17 protein-coding genes and 1 pseudogene are annotated in these 14,748 nt (G+C 41.3%); 15 read left to right on the top strand and 3 right to left on the bottom strand.

Annotation, left to right across the window (positions count from 1 at the left end; genetic code table 11):
- Positions 1–239 precede the first annotated feature (239 nt).
- A complete protein-coding gene (bshA, locus tag G3O08_RS03915; protein ID WP_163283374.1) occupies positions 240–1,382 on the top strand; it encodes an N-acetyl-alpha-D-glucosaminyl L-malate synthase BshA in 1,143 nt (380 codons plus the stop codon).
- Complete coding sequence (locus tag G3O08_RS03910) at positions 1,382–1,948, top strand: hypothetical protein (RefSeq protein ID WP_163283373.1); 567 nt, start codon at positions 1,382–1,384, stop codon at positions 1,946–1,948. The genes bshA and G3O08_RS03910 overlap by 1 nt, the downstream gene beginning before the upstream one ends.
- A 245-nt stretch (positions 1,949–2,193) precedes the next feature.
- Here the strand turns inward: G3O08_RS03910 and G3O08_RS03905 are convergent, their stop codons facing one another.
- Positions 2,194–3,258, bottom strand: coding sequence for a CaiB/BaiF CoA transferase family protein (locus G3O08_RS03905; protein ID WP_163283372.1), 1,065 nt, complete (start codon positions 3,256–3,258; stop codon positions 2,194–2,196).
- Here G3O08_RS03905 and G3O08_RS03900 point away from each other — a divergent pair.
- On the top strand, positions 3,257–4,423 hold the full coding sequence (locus G3O08_RS03900) for a hypothetical protein (RefSeq protein ID WP_163283371.1): 1,167 nt from the start codon (positions 3,257–3,259) through the stop codon (positions 4,421–4,423). The genes G3O08_RS03905 and G3O08_RS03900 overlap by 2 nt on opposite strands.
- A gap of 410 nt (positions 4,424–4,833) precedes the next feature.
- Positions 4,834–4,965, top strand: coding sequence for a hypothetical protein (locus G3O08_RS21435; RefSeq protein WP_262888934.1), 132 nt, complete (start codon positions 4,834–4,836; stop codon positions 4,963–4,965).
- A 46-nt stretch (positions 4,966–5,011) separates the two neighbouring features.
- Here G3O08_RS21435 and G3O08_RS03895 read toward each other — a convergent pair whose 3' ends face one another.
- Both G3O08_RS03895 and G3O08_RS03890 read right to left on the bottom strand, forming a co-directional pair.
- Positions 5,012–5,374 (bottom strand): DUF5615 family PIN-like protein, encoded by a 363-nt coding sequence (locus G3O08_RS03895; protein WP_163283370.1) that lies wholly within the window; start codon positions 5,372–5,374, stop codon positions 5,012–5,014.
- Entirely contained in the window at positions 5,374–5,601 is a 228-nt protein-coding gene (locus G3O08_RS03890; RefSeq protein WP_163283369.1) for a DUF433 domain-containing protein, read from the bottom strand. The genes G3O08_RS03895 and G3O08_RS03890 overlap by 1 nt, the downstream gene beginning before the upstream one ends.
- A gap of 833 nt (positions 5,602–6,434) precedes the next feature.
- On the opposite strand from G3O08_RS03890, the gene G3O08_RS03885 reads away from it, so the two are divergent.
- The 11 genes and pseudogenes from G3O08_RS03885 (at position 6,435) to hisIE (ending at position 14,628) form a co-directional block, all read left to right on the top strand.
- A complete protein-coding gene (locus G3O08_RS03885; protein WP_163283368.1) occupies positions 6,435–6,665 on the top strand; it encodes a hypothetical protein in 231 nt (76 codons plus the stop codon).
- Between the two features lie 31 nt (positions 6,666–6,696).
- Positions 6,697–6,936, top strand: a pseudogene (locus G3O08_RS21805) (type II toxin-antitoxin system PemK/MazF family toxin); the annotation flags it as partial.
- 76 nt (positions 6,937–7,012) lie between these two features.
- On the top strand, positions 7,013–7,504 hold the full coding sequence (locus G3O08_RS03875) for a CIA30 family protein (protein ID WP_163283367.1): 492 nt from the start codon (positions 7,013–7,015) through the stop codon (positions 7,502–7,504).
- Positions 7,505–7,728: 224 nt separating this feature from the next.
- Positions 7,729–8,586, top strand: a complete 858-nt coding sequence (hisG, locus tag G3O08_RS03870) for an ATP phosphoribosyltransferase (protein ID WP_163283366.1) — start codon at positions 7,729–7,731, stop codon at positions 8,584–8,586.
- A gap of 17 nt (positions 8,587–8,603) precedes the next feature.
- Entirely contained in the window at positions 8,604–9,896 is a 1,293-nt protein-coding gene (gene hisD / locus G3O08_RS03865; RefSeq protein ID WP_163283365.1) for a histidinol dehydrogenase, read from the top strand.
- Positions 9,886–10,923 (top strand): histidinol-phosphate transaminase, encoded by a 1,038-nt coding sequence (gene hisC, locus G3O08_RS03860; protein WP_163283364.1) that lies wholly within the window; start codon positions 9,886–9,888, stop codon positions 10,921–10,923. Before hisD ends, hisC begins: the two co-directional genes overlap by 11 nt.
- On the top strand, positions 10,916–12,007 hold the full coding sequence (gene hisB / locus G3O08_RS03855; protein WP_163283363.1) for a bifunctional histidinol-phosphatase/imidazoleglycerol-phosphate dehydratase HisB: 1,092 nt from the start codon (positions 10,916–10,918) through the stop codon (positions 12,005–12,007). Before hisC ends, hisB begins: the two co-directional genes overlap by 8 nt.
- Entirely contained in the window at positions 12,004–12,582 is a 579-nt protein-coding gene (gene hisH / locus G3O08_RS03850) for an imidazole glycerol phosphate synthase subunit HisH (RefSeq protein ID WP_163283362.1), read from the top strand. The genes hisB and hisH overlap by 4 nt, the downstream gene beginning before the upstream one ends.
- The gene (gene hisA, locus G3O08_RS03845; RefSeq protein WP_163283361.1) at positions 12,579–13,298 is read left to right on the top strand and encodes a 1-(5-phosphoribosyl)-5-[(5-phosphoribosylamino)methylideneamino]imidazole-4-carboxamide isomerase; all 720 of its coding nucleotides are present in this window, start codon (positions 12,579–12,581) and stop codon (positions 13,296–13,298) included. Before hisH ends, hisA begins: the two co-directional genes overlap by 4 nt.
- Complete coding sequence (hisF, locus tag G3O08_RS03840; protein ID WP_163283360.1) at positions 13,292–14,047, top strand: imidazole glycerol phosphate synthase subunit HisF; 756 nt, start codon at positions 13,292–13,294, stop codon at positions 14,045–14,047. The genes hisA and hisF overlap by 7 nt, the downstream gene beginning before the upstream one ends.
- A complete protein-coding gene (hisIE, locus tag G3O08_RS03835) occupies positions 14,044–14,628 on the top strand; it encodes a bifunctional phosphoribosyl-AMP cyclohydrolase/phosphoribosyl-ATP diphosphatase HisIE (RefSeq protein WP_163283359.1) in 585 nt (194 codons plus the stop codon). Before hisF ends, hisIE begins: the two co-directional genes overlap by 4 nt.
- Positions 14,629–14,748 lie beyond the last annotated feature (120 nt).

Here is a 14,748-nt window from a genome sequence, read left to right as displayed (position 1 = left end):
CGTGTTATCCTCCCAGCTATACCCCATAAGGCACGAAACAGTATAGCATCTGAAAAATTATCTATACATCATCAAATTCTCATCTAAAGCTTGTAGCTCTCCTTAAGTTTGTATCTCATCTTGCAGCTTAAAGCTTGTAGCCCTCTTGAAGCTTACAGCTTAAAGCTTCTAGCCCTCTTGAAGGTTATAGCTTAAAGCTTGCAGCTAAAAAACTATCTTTGCACCCTATAAAGTAAAATATGAAAATAGGAATCGTACTGTATCCTACATTTGGCGGAAGCGGAGTGGTAGCTACAGAATTGGGAAAAGCGCTGGCTGACTTGGGTCATGAAATCCATTTTGTAACCTATAATCAGCCTGTTCGATTGGGTTCGTTTACTAAAAATTTATTTTACCACGAGGTAAACGTTTCAGATTATCCGCTATTCGATTATCCGCCTTATGAAACTGTTCTTGCCAGCAAGCTGGTAGATGTGGTGAAGTTTGAAAAACTCGATTTGCTGCACGTACATTACGCCATACCACACGCCTCGGCTGCTTATATGGCGCAGCAGATATTGGCTGATCAGGGCATCATCATTCCCTTTATTACCACCCTGCACGGTACCGATATTACGCTGGTGGGAAGAGATCCGTCTTTTGCTCCCGCCATAACTTTTGCCATTAATAAAAGCGATGCAGTAACGGCGGTTTCCGAAAGTCTGAAAGCCGATACTTACGAGCATTTTGATGTACACCGCGAAATTGAAGTTATTCCAAATTTTATTTGCCCGGAGCATTACCAGCTTAAAGCCGAAAAAGATTTCAGACTTGAATACGCTCCTAATGGCGAGCGGATTATAACACATATCAGCAATTTCAGGCCGGTTAAACGGGTGGAAGATGTTGTTCGCATTTTTCAGAAAATTCTGGAAGAGATTCCTTCAAAACTTATTCTCGTTGGCGATGGTCCCGAGCGTTACCGCGTAGAGCAGCTATGCCGCAAGCTGGGCACATGCAAGCATACCAGCATTATAGGAAAGCTCAAAAAACCGGAAGAGGTACTGGCTATATCAGATCTTTTTCTACTTCCATCCGAGTCTGAAAGCTTTGGCCTGGCAGCGCTTGAGGCAATGGCATCGGGCGTACCCGTAATTTCTACCAATACAGGTGGCGTGCCGGAGCTCAATACCCATGGCTATAGCGGCTATTTGAGCAATGTAGGCGATGTGGATGACATGGCTACAAATGCCATTAAAATTCTTAGCGATGATGCTACGCTGCAGCAGTTTAGAGACAATGCCCGCTCCAGAGCGTCAGAATTTAGCATAGACCGTATTTTGCCAATGTATATAGATCTTTATAATAGAGTGTTAGCGCGTAAAAAACAACCTGTAGCCTAATGCCCATTAAGTTATTGAGCGAAAAGGTAAGCTATTCGTCCGAGCCGGGCAGGCTACAAATTCTCATTTTGGGAAAAATAGAGCGGTGGAAAGAGTCGCTGCTGCTTGGCTGGCTGCTCGCATGGTTTTTTTGTGGCGGTGTGGTAATCAGTGAATACCTCAAAACTGATGACCGCGATTTAAAAATGATATTCGTTATATTCCTGGTTTTCTGGGCGTACTACCTCTGGCGGGTGCTTCGCGTATTTATCTTTCGCAGAGGTGGCAATGAGCTTATTAAAATAGAGGGGGGTGTGCTTACGCTGAAAAAGAGCTTTTATACCTACGGTAAATCGAGAACATTTAATCTCAATCAAATCACCGATTTTCAAAGAATCGACCTCACAAAAACCTCCATTGTTTACAATTACGAAAATGGTTGGTGGGTGCTCGGCGGCGAAAAGTTGAGCTTTAACTATCACGGCACTTACGTGAAATTTGCGATGCAGATTTCGGAACCCGTTCGGGATAGGGTTTATCATTTGATTCATCAGGAGATAATGAAGGCTGGGAAGGCGGTGGTTTGACCTACTTTTTTAAACAGACTGAGTTTTGCGCGTCTGACCTCAAAGGTTTACTTGCTTCGCTGCGTGAGATCGCTACGCTAAGTTTTTTTCAACCTTTGGGGTCTTTCTTAATCGCAAGAGGGCTCATTTATGTTGGTATTTCCGATAAGACCCCAAAGGTATTTAAGACCTTTGAGGTCAGTACTCAACTCGAACTAACGAATATAAAATCGCCGACATCTTTGAGCGACTTGTCTATTCGATCTCTATAAAAACCCAGCCTTAAAAGCATTCCCAGTCAATCGTTTGGTTTCTCTACCTCCCTGCATTTCAGTACGCACCATTTCCTGCGCAGCAGGGCTTTCTAATACAGCGTCCAGTTTTTTTATTTCGCCGAAAGGCACACCGGCACCATCAAGCTTTTGAGATAAGTCAGCCAGATTAAATTTGGCAATAGCCGGAACGAGTGCAGCCCGCAAATCAAATCTATACCTTAAACGATCGGGGTTTGTTTTAAATTTTTCGTCGATATGCAGATGCAATCCCAGAACCATATTTAAGTTTTCAAATTGTTTGTCGCTTCCCACGGCCAGCACAATTCGCTTTCCATCGGCCGTTGCAAACCAGTCGCCGTATGGCGCAATATTAGGGTGCAGGGTTCCAATAGGCTCTGCCACTGCATTGTTCATTAGGTAATTTGTGGCCTGGTTTGCCAATGCTGCCAGCGATGCCTGCTCCAGATTGCATTCCACCAGCGATCCTTCTCCCGTTTTCATGCGGTGAATGATTGCCAAGAGGGCACCTTCTTTTAGTTGGTGTCCGGCCAGAACGTCGATCAACGCTACAGGTAATTTTGACGGATTTTCGGAATGGCCCGTCATTGATATCCACCCCGTTTCGGCTTGCAATACTACATCATACGCCGGTCTGGCAGAATTTGCAAAGCCATCTAACTGCAAGTAAATAAGCTTTTTATTGATTTTAGAAAGAGTAGGGTAGTCCATCCCCAATTTTTCAGCTACACGGCTTGAGTAATTGGAAATGACCATATCAGCATCTGCAATTTCCTGGAGTAAGTCATGCCTTTCTCTAGCATCGGTCAAGTCCAAAAAGAGGTATTCCTTTTTGTAATTCACAGCAGAGAAATAAGCTGAAGGTCCGTTTTCGGTTTCACCTTTCAGTCGCCAGGTGCGGGTGGCATCGCCTCCCACATTTTTATTTTCTACTTTTAGCACCCGCGCACCGAGTTCGGCAAAAAACAGCCCTACACCTGGTCCGGCGAGAACTCCCGCAAGTTCTATGACTTTTAAATCTTTAAAAAAATTGCTCATGACCTTTAAACAAGTTATACTTTATACCACGCTGTTGCTGATCGTATTAATGGGTTGCGCCGGCGCTGTGGTGCGCAAAGATGCGGAAAATACGCCTGATGCACCGCATAGAAGGGCAGGTGCGGCTGTAGAAAATAGCGCATCAGTGATTACTATTCGACCAGGCGATGATGTAGGGGCGCGTTTCCGCGAAATAGCGCTGATGAAAACCGTAAAACAGATAAACTTTGAACCGGGCGATTATGTCATATCTCAAAGTCTGGAGCTACCGAGAACGGGTAGCTTGGTGATTGTAAACGGACAAGGAGCTAATTTAAAAGCAAAAGGCGCTATTGATATTTTTCGCAGTATTCCAACTGATCAAAGCCAGGCAATGATCTGGAACAAAACACGTTACCTCATTCATGATTTTGGCCGGATAGAAGGCGGAAGCCGCGGCGTATTTATCGGCTCCAGCTTCAATACTGTTATTCGCAACATCGAATTTATTGGTCAATCTACGGCAGCTATTGATTTGGTATTTTGCCTGATGAGCACAGTAGAAAACATTTTGGTAACAAATGTAGGCCACGACGGCATTGTGCTGCGCTCTGCAGTTGACAGCCAAACCGGAAAGCACGAGTGGAAAGGTACGAGCTTTAACAACTCGCAGTGCAATCATACGGTGGTTCAGAGCTGTAGAGTGTACAACAAAAAGGAATGCACCGGCACCTCGTTTAAAATTTTGCAAAGTACTGGTGTTCGCCTGCTCGACTGTATTTCTGAAGGTTGGCCAAATGAGCACGCCGTATTTTTCGATGCCGAAAAGTGTACCACCGCAAAGCTCTTTTCTATTGAAAATTTTCATCTGGAGCATGTGCCTACAAATGGCGCACTTTGTTTTAGAAGCAATGGAAGCATAGTAACCGTAGATGGCCTCTACCTGCAGGTGGGCAGCAAAACCAGCCCAAGTATCTGGATTATGAACAATGGTAATTATGTGTTTAAGAATATCCCCTGGTGGCCGGAAGGTGCTTGGGTAAAATCGAGTAACAGCCCCTATGTAGTCATCGAGCAAACCCGCGCATCCTTTGCCGACTTTAAGAATAACTGGGTGAATGCGGAAAAGCCCGGGCAGCCTATTTATCAGCCTTATTTAGATGTTAAGAGGAAGCTTGTTAGGTGAATTTTTTAGGGAATGTGCAATAGACGATAGGCGATAGGCAATTACTTGCTGCGCTGCATTTCGACTGCGCTCAATAACCACGTGAGGTCGCTTCGGCTAGTTGGCAATGGGCAATATGCAATATGCAATAGGCGATGGGCAATGAGCAATAGGCAATGAGCAATGGGCAATAGGCAATGAGCAATGGGCAATATGCAATGGGCAATAAGCAATGGGCAATATGCAATAGGCATCTTAGCGAAGCGTTCTCTTGAATACCTAAAAAACAGACAGGCATGAAAAATATGCAATGGGTGTTAGTTGTTTATAGCCTATTTTCGTTTTTATAATGAAAATTGAGAAGATGGTTTCATGGCATTGAAACTTACTTTAGTTTTCATTACGAAGTTGGACTATAAAATTCCACAAGATTGCAACTTACGACCCTTTGGGAGTGGGTATGTAGTGGAACGCTCTCACGCGGCGAAGCAAGTAAATACGACGGAGCGGAATATCTTAGAAAGTTCCGCAGCATTGCTACTTACGACCTTTGGGAGGCGTAGAGAAACTTTCGCATGACCAAACGGAATAAACGCGGTTGAGCGTCCATTACGAATTCAGAATGAATGTAGCAGAATTTTGGTCAATCTCAATCATGAACGCGCCTTTAGAATCCAATAACTTCACCGCTTCAATATTTTCCGAAATAGCTTCAATTAAAGCATTTGTAGATATATTACCGAGATTAATTTTCACTAATTTATTCGGAGTGCCATCAATAAGAAAGCTATTTCTGAAATCGGCATCTTTAGTCAGTACAATTAAATCATTTTTATCTGCATAAATGCAAATTTCTTTATCCTTCGTGTTCCACTTGTTTAGAATTTCATTTACATGAAAGGATTCATAGCCTAAAGATTCAAGATGTCTCACTATGCGGAATGAAATATGAACATCACACAGAAACTTCATTAAGCTACTTTTTGAATATTCTTTCCCGAGAGTGAAAGCTTGGCATATTGCAAACAAGCAAGAATATCTTCTTTTTCCAATTCCGGATGATCGCTAAGAATATCGCCCATATCCATACCCGACCCAAGCATATCAATTACCAGCTCAATGGGCCATCGCATTCCACGTATACAAGGTTTTCCATGGCATATTTCAGGATCTATGGTAATTCGGTTCAGTAAATTCATGAGGCAGCTTTTTATAAACATTCCAAAAATACGAATTTTATCTGTTCGGTGTACTTAGTACTTCTGTACACTGAATATAATCACCTGATTTCCAAGTGTTATAAATGCTAAAATAGCTGTACTTCCCGGAATTTAGAGCGGTTGGAGATCTGGGAAAGATTACTTGCCATGGAAGTTATATCGTTTTTTTTTAATATTAAAGCATTAGGGGTCTTGGTGAGATTACGCAGCATTGTTACTAAGCAATGCGGACTCAGGATCGAAGTGACTCCGTACGGACGCGGCGAAGCGGGTCAGCCTATTTATAAGTCTTATTTGGATGTTAAGCGGAAGTTGGTTAGGTGAGTTTTTTGGGCAATGGGCAATGGGCAATAAGCAATGGGCAATATGCAATAGGCAATATGCAATAGGCAATGAGCAATAAGCAATGGGCAATATGCAATAGGCATCTTAGCGAAGCGTTCTCTTGAATACCTAAAAAACAGGCAGGCATGAAAAATAAGCAATGGGTGTTAGTCGTTTATAGCTTATTTTTGTTTTCATTGTGAAGTTGGACTATAAAATTCCGAAGTATTACAAGTTGGTGGAATGCTCTCTCGCGGCGGAAATTACGGTCGACAAGTTTTGGCTAAGAATTGAGTTCATGTTTGTCTAAAGAAACTATCAAGTAACCGCCGAAATCGAATAATTGATAAATGCGCTTAAACTGCTTATAGATATTTCTGACATGACGCACCGCTTGTTTCTCTACTATTGTAATAAAATATAAAAGCCGATAGTATCTCTTGAATAATATAAATAATTGATATACCTTTTATGGATAATAGATCGATATGAAAAGTATTTCAGTAAAATTGCATGAGCCAATTCTCAAGGAAACAGAGAAAATACTAGATCATTTAAAAATTAGCAGAAACAAATATATCAACGATGCTATGGAGTTTTACAATAAGTATCAAAAGCGAAAACGAATTGAAGAGCAGCTTACAAAAGAGTCCAAATTGGTTGCAGCTGATTCTATGAATGTAGTGAAGGAATTTGAAGCTTTGGGAGAATGCAATTAAGCAGTATAAAATATGGTAGGCCGATCTCAATCCAAAATTCGGCACAGAAACCAGGAGAACAACACCAGTGCTGATTGATCAAAGTGACATTTTGAATCGGTTGCATCCATCTTCAGTTATCTGTCCGATTACGATGGATATCAAGGATGGGGTGAGCATCTTAAGAGTTAATTTGAATAAAGGGACGGGTGGCCTGAAAAGCGAAAGTGCAATTATGATTGATCAGGTAAGGGCAATTGCGGATGCAGTTTTCAAACAATATGACTTCTAATATAGTTAAATGAGAAGTACACAACTGATATCGATTTAATTGACCCAGAAACCTGTTTGAACGATAACCTTAATCTATGAATTCAAAAGTAATTGTTGATTTTAAAAGCCTGACTGATCTGAGCAACTGGACTGTTGTAGATGATGTTGTGATGGGAGGGAAGTCATCAGGTAGTTTTAAATTGAATGCAGATGGCTATGTTGTTTTCGCAGGCAGCATATCGCATGATAACAATGGTGGATTCTCGTCGGTACGTTCTCGATTTCAAAGGATAATTGTATCAGAATACACCAAAATTTCAGTAAAACTGCGGGGTGATGGTAAAAAATATCAGCTTCGGATTAAGGCAAAAGCATCAGATGATTATTCGTACATCGCACCATTTTTAACTTCTGGGGAATGGCAGGAAATCGAAATTTCATTAAAAGAAATGTACCCCAGATTTAGGGGCCAGATACTTGACCAGCCCAATTTTTCGCATGAATCTATTGAAGAAATTGCCTTCCTGATAGGAAATAAAAAAGCCGAAGACTTCAAACTTGTAATTGACAGAATAGAATTGAAATAAGAAAAAAAACTTGCACAAGAAGAAATTTCCCTACATTTGCCCTTCGAAACAACAAAAAAATGTATAATAACTTGCATCATCATCATCATTTTTTCGCTCAAGCGAGGTGATATTGATATGCAGTAACTAAAATATCTAATCCCGTTTGAGTAAATCAGGCGGGATTTTTGTTTTTCAGCACTTTTCCGCTTCAGATTTACTCAAACATTTTTAAAAAAGAGAAAATGAGTAAATTGAAAATCGCCATTCAAAAGAGTGGCAGACTAAGCGAAAAATCCATTCAACTTATCGAAGAATGTGGTATTAAACTTCCAAATGGCGGTGGTAAACTGATTACTGAATCCACCAATTTCCCAGTGGAAGTTTTGTTTCTGCGCGATGATGATATTCCGGAATATGTTGACCAAGGTGTTGCCGACATTGGTGTTATTGGCGAAAATGTACTTTTAGAAAGTCGGAAGAACATTACCATTGTTGAAAAATTGGGATTCTCTGCTTGCCGATTGAGCCTGGCTGTTCCCAAAGAGATAGACTACCCCGATTTGGCGTATTTCAATGGAAAGAAGGTGGCTACTTCCTATCCAAACATTTTATCAGACTATTTTGAGCAGAACGATATAAACGCAACCATCGAATTCATTTCGGGAAGTGTGGAGATCGCTCCCGGAATAGGCTTGGCAGCAGGGATCTGCGACATTGTAAGCAGTGGAAGCACCTTACTTTCCAATGGACTGAAAGAAGTGGAAAAAGTAATGAGCAGTCAGGCTGTTTTAGTTACTTCCGGAAATCTGGAAGCAGAAAAGCAGGCCATCTTAAACAAGTTGTTATTCCGTATTCGGGCTGTTCAAAAGGCCAAAGAGAGCAAATATATTCTACTGAATGCTCCCAATGAGAAGCTGGATAAAATTGTAAAAATCCTTCCGGGGATGAACAGTCCAACCATTCTTCCTTTGGCCAAAGAGGGGTGGAGTAGTCTGCACTCTGTCATTGGTGAAGATAAGTTTTGGGATGTCATAGATGCACTCAAAGATGCAGGAGCAGAAGGCATTCTGGTGGTGCCGATAGAAAAAATGATTGTTTAAAAGTAGAGAACTACAAGATGAAAACATACACAAATCCGCCCTTGAGTGAATGGGCTTCGATTAGTCAAAGGCCGATTATGGCTTCAGAAAATCTGGAAGAACAAGTCAGGAAGATTATCAACGACGTAAAGCTTAATGGTGATAAGGCTTTAAAAGAATTTGCTTTGCAGTTTGACCGGGTAGAAATCGAAGATTTGAAAGTGAGCATTTCGGAAATTGAGTTGGCAGCCACCCAAGTGCCTACAGAATTAAAAGAAGCTATTTCGGTTGCTGCGAAGAATATTCGAACTTTTCACCTTTCGCAGCAAAGTGCCGAAGTACCTGTAGAAACGATGCCCGGTGTGAGCTGCTGGCGAAAAAACGTGGCGATTGAAAATGTGGGCTTGTATATTCCGGGAGGCACTGCACCACTTTTTTCAACCATTTTGATGCTTGCCGTTCCAGCTCAAATTGCAGGTTGTAAGCACATTGCTTTATGCACACCCACTGACAAAAATGGGGATATTAATCCTGCTATTTTATACACTGCATCTTTTTTGGGCATAACAGAAATGTACAAAGTGGGCGGAGCACAAGCCATTGCAGCATTGGCATATGGAACCGAAAGCATTGCCAAAGTGGATAAAATATACGGACCGGGAAATCAGTATGTAACAAAATCCAAAGAGTTGGTGCAGCAAAGCGGTGTGGCAATCGACTTGCCAGCCGGGCCCAGCGAAGTGCTTGTCATTGCAGATGCCAGCGCGGATGCTGATTTTGTGGCTTCAGACTTATTGTCACAAGCCGAGCACGGAGCGGATAGTCAAGTGGTATTGGTAACAACTGATTCTTCTTTAATTGCGAAGGTCACTGATGCATTAAAAAGTCAGATTGGCGTTCTGCCCAGAGCAGAAATGGCTAAAAAAGCCCTGGATAATAGTTTTTCAATTCTGTTTAATTTCATTGAGCAGTGCATCGATTTCAGCAATGTATATGCGCCTGAACATTTGATTCTGGCAATAGAAGATGCTGAAGGCTATGCAGATAAAATTCAAAATGCGGGTTCTGTTTTTCTGGGCAATTACTCATGCGAAAGTGCCGGAGATTATGCGAGCGGAACCAATCACACCCTGCCTACCAACGGATATGCACGGAGCTATAGCGGCGTTTCTTTAGATAGCTTTCTAAAGAAAATCACCTTTCAGAAAATTACTGCGAAAGGTTTGCAAAACATTGGCAAGACCGTTGAAATTATGGCTGAAGCCGAACAGCTATTTGGACATAAAAATGCGGTTTCTATCCGTTTGAAAAAGATCGAAGATGAAAAATAGTATCCAAGAGCTGGTCAGAAAAAGCATCCGAACTCTGGCGCCTTATTCAAGTGCGAGAGAAGAATATACCGGAAACGAAGGCGTCTTTTTAGATGCCAATGAAAATCCATTTGGAATTTACAACCGCTATCCCGATCCCAATCAGACAAAGTTGAAACTGCGGCTGGCAGAATTGAAGAAAATCAGCCCCGAGAAAATCTTTTTAGGAAATGGAAGCGATGAAGTAATTGACATTGCGTTTAGAATATTCTGCGAACCCAATCAGGACAAGGCCTTGACTTTTACGCCAACCTATGGCATGTATGAAGTATCGGCAAATATCAATGCGGTAGAACTTATAAAACTGCCATTGAACAGTGAATTTCAAATTGACAGAAAAAGCTTGCAGCCATTTTTTAAAGATGATCATTTGAAATTGATTTTTCTCTGTTCGCCCAACAATCCAACTGGAAATCATTTGAAATCAGCCGATATCGAATTTATTCTGGCAAATTTCAATGGGATTGTCATTTTGGACGAAGCGTATATTGATTTTGCTGATCAGGCTTCCTTTCTCGAAAAACTAAGCACTTATCCAAATCTGATTATCAGTCAAACATTGAGCAAAGCCTGGGGATTGGCAGGAATTCGACTGGGGATTGCTTTTATGAGCGAAGAGATCTTGTCGTTTTTCACGAAAGTGAAACCACCTTACAATATAAGCTCGGCGAACCAGGAAGCCGCTTTGGAAACATTGAATGATGAAGCTGGCTTCCGGAAAAATCTAAGAGAAATATTAGACGAAAAGGAAAAACTGATTACCAGCCTTCAGTCTTTAAAAATCATTCGAAAAATATATCCATCTGATGCCAATTTTTTGTTGGTTGAAGTTGATGATGCCGATGATTTGTATTTCAAATTGGTAAACCAAAAAGTCATTATCAGAAATCGGAATTCGGTTGTGAAGAATTGTTTGAGAATTACAGTTGGATCAGCAAATGAGAATCAAAAATTACTAATCGCATTAGAAAAGATAAGCAATGACTAAGAAAGTTTTATTTATAGACAGAGACGGAACCATCATCAAGGAACCCAAGGATGAGCAAATTGACAGTTTCGCAAAATTGGAGTTTCTACCGAATGCAATAAGCAGCCTGGCCCGAATTGCCAAAGAATTAAACTACGAATTTGTTATGGTCACCAATCAGGATGGATTGGGAACGGATTCTTTTCCGGAAAACACTTTCCACCCGGTTCAGAATTTCATTATTCAAACATTAAAAAACGAAGGGGTAAACTTCGCTGATGTTTATGTTGATCCATCTTTTGAGCATGAAAACAAGCCCACTCGAAAACCGCAATTGGGGATGCTTGGAAAATACGTGTACGGAGATTACGATTTGGTAAACTCTTACGTAATCGGAGATCGAAAAACAGATGTGCAACTGGCTGAAAATTTGGGTTCAAAGTCAATCTTTATCCAGGAAAATAGTTCTGTAGTCGCCACATTAGTCACACAAGATTGGAATGAAATTTACCGCTATCTGAAAGCCATCCCGAGAATTGGGAAAGTGACTCGGAAAACTCTTGAAACAGAAATTTCAATTGAAGTGAACTTAGATGGCAGTGGAAAATCTTCGATTGAAACTGGATTGCCCTTTTTTGACCACATGCTTGAACAGATTTCCAAACACGGAAATATCGATCTGGCGATAAATGTAAAGGGCGATTTGGAGATTGACGAGCACCACACCATAGAAGATACTGCTATTGCTCTGGGCGATTCCTTTTTAAAAGCGTTGGGAAGCAAAAAAGCAATAGAGCGTTATGGATTTTTATTGCCAATGGACGACTGCCTGGCACAAGTAGCCATTGATTTTGGCGGACGCCCGTGGCTGGTATGGGAAGCAGATTTCAAAAGAGAAAAAGTAGGGGATGTACCGACTGAACTATTTTTCCATTTTTTCAAATCTTTTAGCGATCAGGCACGCTGTAATCTCAATATCAAAGCCGAAGGAGAAAATGAGCACCACAAAATTGAATCGATTTTTAAGGCATTCGCGAAAGCGGTAAAAATGGCTGTGAATAAAACAGAGATATACAACATACCAAGTACAAAAGGAACATTATGATAGCCATCTTGAAATACAATGCCGGCAATGTGACTTCGGTAGAAAATGCCATAAATAAACTGGGATATTCAACTGTGATTACGGACGACAATTCAATCTTGGAGTCGGCAGATAAGGTGATTTTCCCGGGAGTGGGAGAGGCCGGCTCTGCGATGCGGCATCTAAAAGAAAAAGGACTCGATGAAGTGATAAAAGCGCTCAAGCAGCCCGTGCTTGGAATCTGCCTGGGCATGCAATTGATGTGTACTTATTCTGAAGAAGGCGATACACTTGGATTGGGCATTTTCGAAACGCAAGTAAAGCAATTTCCGCCTAAAGATCTGGTGCCACATACAGGATGGAACAACTTTACTTCTATGAAGAGTAAGCTTTTTGAAAACATTCAAGCGCGAAACGACTTCTATTTTGTGCATAGTTACTATGCCGAAATTTGTAAAGAAACCATTGCGGTAACCGATTATATATTGCCTTTTAGTGCCGCTTTGAAGAAAGACAATTTTTATGCAACCCAATTTCACCCCGAGAAATCGGCAGATGTTGGGATTCAGCTATTAAAAAACTTTTTGAAATTATGAGAATTATACCAGCCATAGACATCATAGACGGAAAATGCGTAAGGCTTTCGAAAGGCGATTACGCAACCCAAAAAACATACAGTGAAAATCCGCTGGAAGTTGCTCAAATGTTCGAAGACTCGGGTATCCACTATCTGCATTTGGTAGATCTGGATGGCGCAAAGGCCAATCAAATTGTCAATTATAAAACGTTGGAAACCTTGGCTTCTAAAACCAGCCTTATTATCGATTTTGGTGGTGGAATAAAAACGGAAGAAGATGTTGAATTGGCTTTTAATTCGGGTGCAAAGCAAATAACCATTGGGAGTATTGCTGCCCAAGATCCTTATTTGATGCTGAAATGGTTGCAGAAATATGGCGCTGACAAAATTATATTAGGCGCAGACTGCAAGAATCGAAAAATTGCGACGAACGGTTGGCTGAAAAGCAGTGAGCAAGATGTCGTTTCATTTATTCAGGGATATGAAAAATCAGGCGCTAAATATGCGATCGTAACCGATATCGATAAGGATGGAATGCTTTTGGGCCCCGCTTTCGATCTGTATAAGGAAATTCTTTCGGCTACCAAAAAAACGAAGCTCATAGCGAGTGGTGGAATTACAACCCTTGCCGATGTTGTTCAACTGAAAGAATTGGGTTGCGAAGGCGCTATTATTGGAAAAGCGATTTACGAAGGAACGATTGATCTCAAAGAGCTAATCGATTTAAAATGCTAAAAAAACGAATTATTCCCTGCCTGGATATTCAAAACAACAGGACGGTGAAAGGAATCAATTTTGAAAACATCAGAGATGCCGGCGATCCTATAGAACTGGCGCAACGCTACGTGGAAGAAGGCGCTGATGAATTGGTTTTTCTCGATATTACGGCTACGTTGGAAAAGCGAAAAACGCTCACCAAGTTGGTTAACAGGATAGCTGCTGAAATCAATATTCCCTTTACGGTGGGCGGCGGCATCAACAGTCTGGAAGATGCCAAAGCTATTATTGGGTCAGGAGCCGACAAAATCAGCATCAATTCTTCTGCCATTCTGCGGCCCGATCTGATATCAGAAATTGCCAACACATTTGGAAATCAATGCGTGGTATTGGCTATCGACGCGAAGTTTGTAGACAATGAGTGGATGGTGTTCCGAAGCGGCGGCCGAATTGCAACCGAATTAAAAGCTGTGGATTGGGCGAAAATAGGAACTGAGCTGGGTGCCGGAGAAATCTTATTGACTTCTATGAACAACGACGGAACCAAAAACGGGTTTGCCTGTGATATTACCGGCCGGGTTTCCGAAGCTGTTTCAGTTCCTGTTATCGCTTCGGGTGGCGCTGGAAGCAAAGCACATTTTGCGGAAGTTTTTACCAAAACTAAGGCTACTGGAGCACTTGCAGCCAGTGTATTCCATTTTGGTGAAATCCCAATTCCGGAACTCAAACAATTTTTAGAAACACAAAATATTCCAATCCGATTATGATTCCCGATTTTTCAAAGACAAACGGTTTGATTCCGGTTGTAATACAAGACAGCAGCAGCCAGCAGGTTCTAATGCTGGGATATATGAATGAAGAAGCGTATTCCAAAACGCTTGCAGAGAAAAAAGTAACTTTCTTCAGCAGAAGCAAAAATCGCTTATGGACGAAAGGGGAGACTTCGGGTAATTTTCTGCATGTAAAAGATGTGCATTTAGACTGCGATAATGACTCATTGTTGATATTGGCGAAAGCAGATGGCCCAACCTGCCACACAGGCTCTGTTTCCTGCTTTAACACAAAATCTTCCAGATCATTTTTATACGAACTAGAGCAAACCATTCACCAGCGGATTGATGAAGATGTAGAAACGTCATATACCAACAAATTATACAAAAGGGGAATCAACAAAGTAGCCCAGAAAGTTGGCGAAGAAGCTGTAGAATTGGTGATAGAAGCCAAAGACAACAATCCAGAACTGTTTAAAAATGAAGCGGCAGATTTGCTGTATCACTATTTAATTTTACTGAAAGCAAAGGGATTTAAGCTTAAAGAAATAGAAGATGTTTTGGAGGAGAGGGGGTAGAGATTAGGTGGCTTATGAGGTTTATATCGTTGTGAAAAAAGGGGAAAAAGGAATTTCTTTCTATGATTTGATGGATTACATAAAAATTACCCATTGTTAGTTTACTTTAATTATGAGACA

This window comes from Cryomorpha ignava (assembly GCF_010686655.1).
Classification (GTDB): domain Bacteria; phylum Bacteroidota; class Bacteroidia; order Flavobacteriales_D; family Cryomorphaceae; genus Cryomorpha; species Cryomorpha ignava.
This window is presented reverse-complemented; position numbering and strand designations above follow the sequence as displayed.

Coding starts and splice junctions, on each gene's coding strand:
- hisC (WP_163283364.1), top strand. CDS start 9,886: ATGAAAAATAGTATCCAAGAGCTGGTCAGAAAAAGCATCCGAACTCTG.
- hisH (WP_163283362.1), top strand. CDS start 12,004: ATGATAGCCATCTTGAAATACAATGCCGGCAATGTGACTTCGGTAGAA.
- hisB (WP_163283363.1), top strand. CDS start 10,916: ATGACTAAGAAAGTTTTATTTATAGACAGAGACGGAACCATCATCAAG.
- bshA (WP_163283374.1), top strand. CDS start 240: ATGAAAATAGGAATCGTACTGTATCCTACATTTGGCGGAAGCGGAGTG.
- hisG (WP_163283366.1), top strand. CDS start 7,729: ATGAGTAAATTGAAAATCGCCATTCAAAAGAGTGGCAGACTAAGCGAA.
- hisIE (WP_163283359.1), top strand. CDS start 14,044: ATGATTCCCGATTTTTCAAAGACAAACGGTTTGATTCCGGTTGTAATA.
- G3O08_RS03905 (WP_163283372.1), bottom strand. CDS start 3,258: ATGAGCAATTTTTTTAAAGATTTAAAAGTCATAGAACTTGCGGGAGTT.
- G3O08_RS03900 (WP_163283371.1), top strand. CDS start 3,257: ATGACCTTTAAACAAGTTATACTTTATACCACGCTGTTGCTGATCGTA.
- G3O08_RS03910 (WP_163283373.1), top strand. CDS start 1,382: ATGCCCATTAAGTTATTGAGCGAAAAGGTAAGCTATTCGTCCGAGCCG.
- hisF (WP_163283360.1), top strand. CDS start 13,292: ATGCTAAAAAAACGAATTATTCCCTGCCTGGATATTCAAAACAACAGG.
- G3O08_RS03885 (WP_163283368.1), top strand. CDS start 6,435: ATGAAAAGTATTTCAGTAAAATTGCATGAGCCAATTCTCAAGGAAACA.
- hisD (WP_163283365.1), top strand. CDS start 8,604: ATGAAAACATACACAAATCCGCCCTTGAGTGAATGGGCTTCGATTAGT.
- G3O08_RS03895 (WP_163283370.1), bottom strand. CDS start 5,374: ATGAAGTTTCTGTGTGATGTTCATATTTCATTCCGCATAGTGAGACAT.
- G3O08_RS03875 (WP_163283367.1), top strand. CDS start 7,013: ATGAATTCAAAAGTAATTGTTGATTTTAAAAGCCTGACTGATCTGAGC.
- hisA (WP_163283361.1), top strand. CDS start 12,579: ATGAGAATTATACCAGCCATAGACATCATAGACGGAAAATGCGTAAGG.
- G3O08_RS03890 (WP_163283369.1), bottom strand. CDS start 5,601: ATGAATTTACTGAACCGAATTACCATAGATCCTGAAATATGCCATGGA.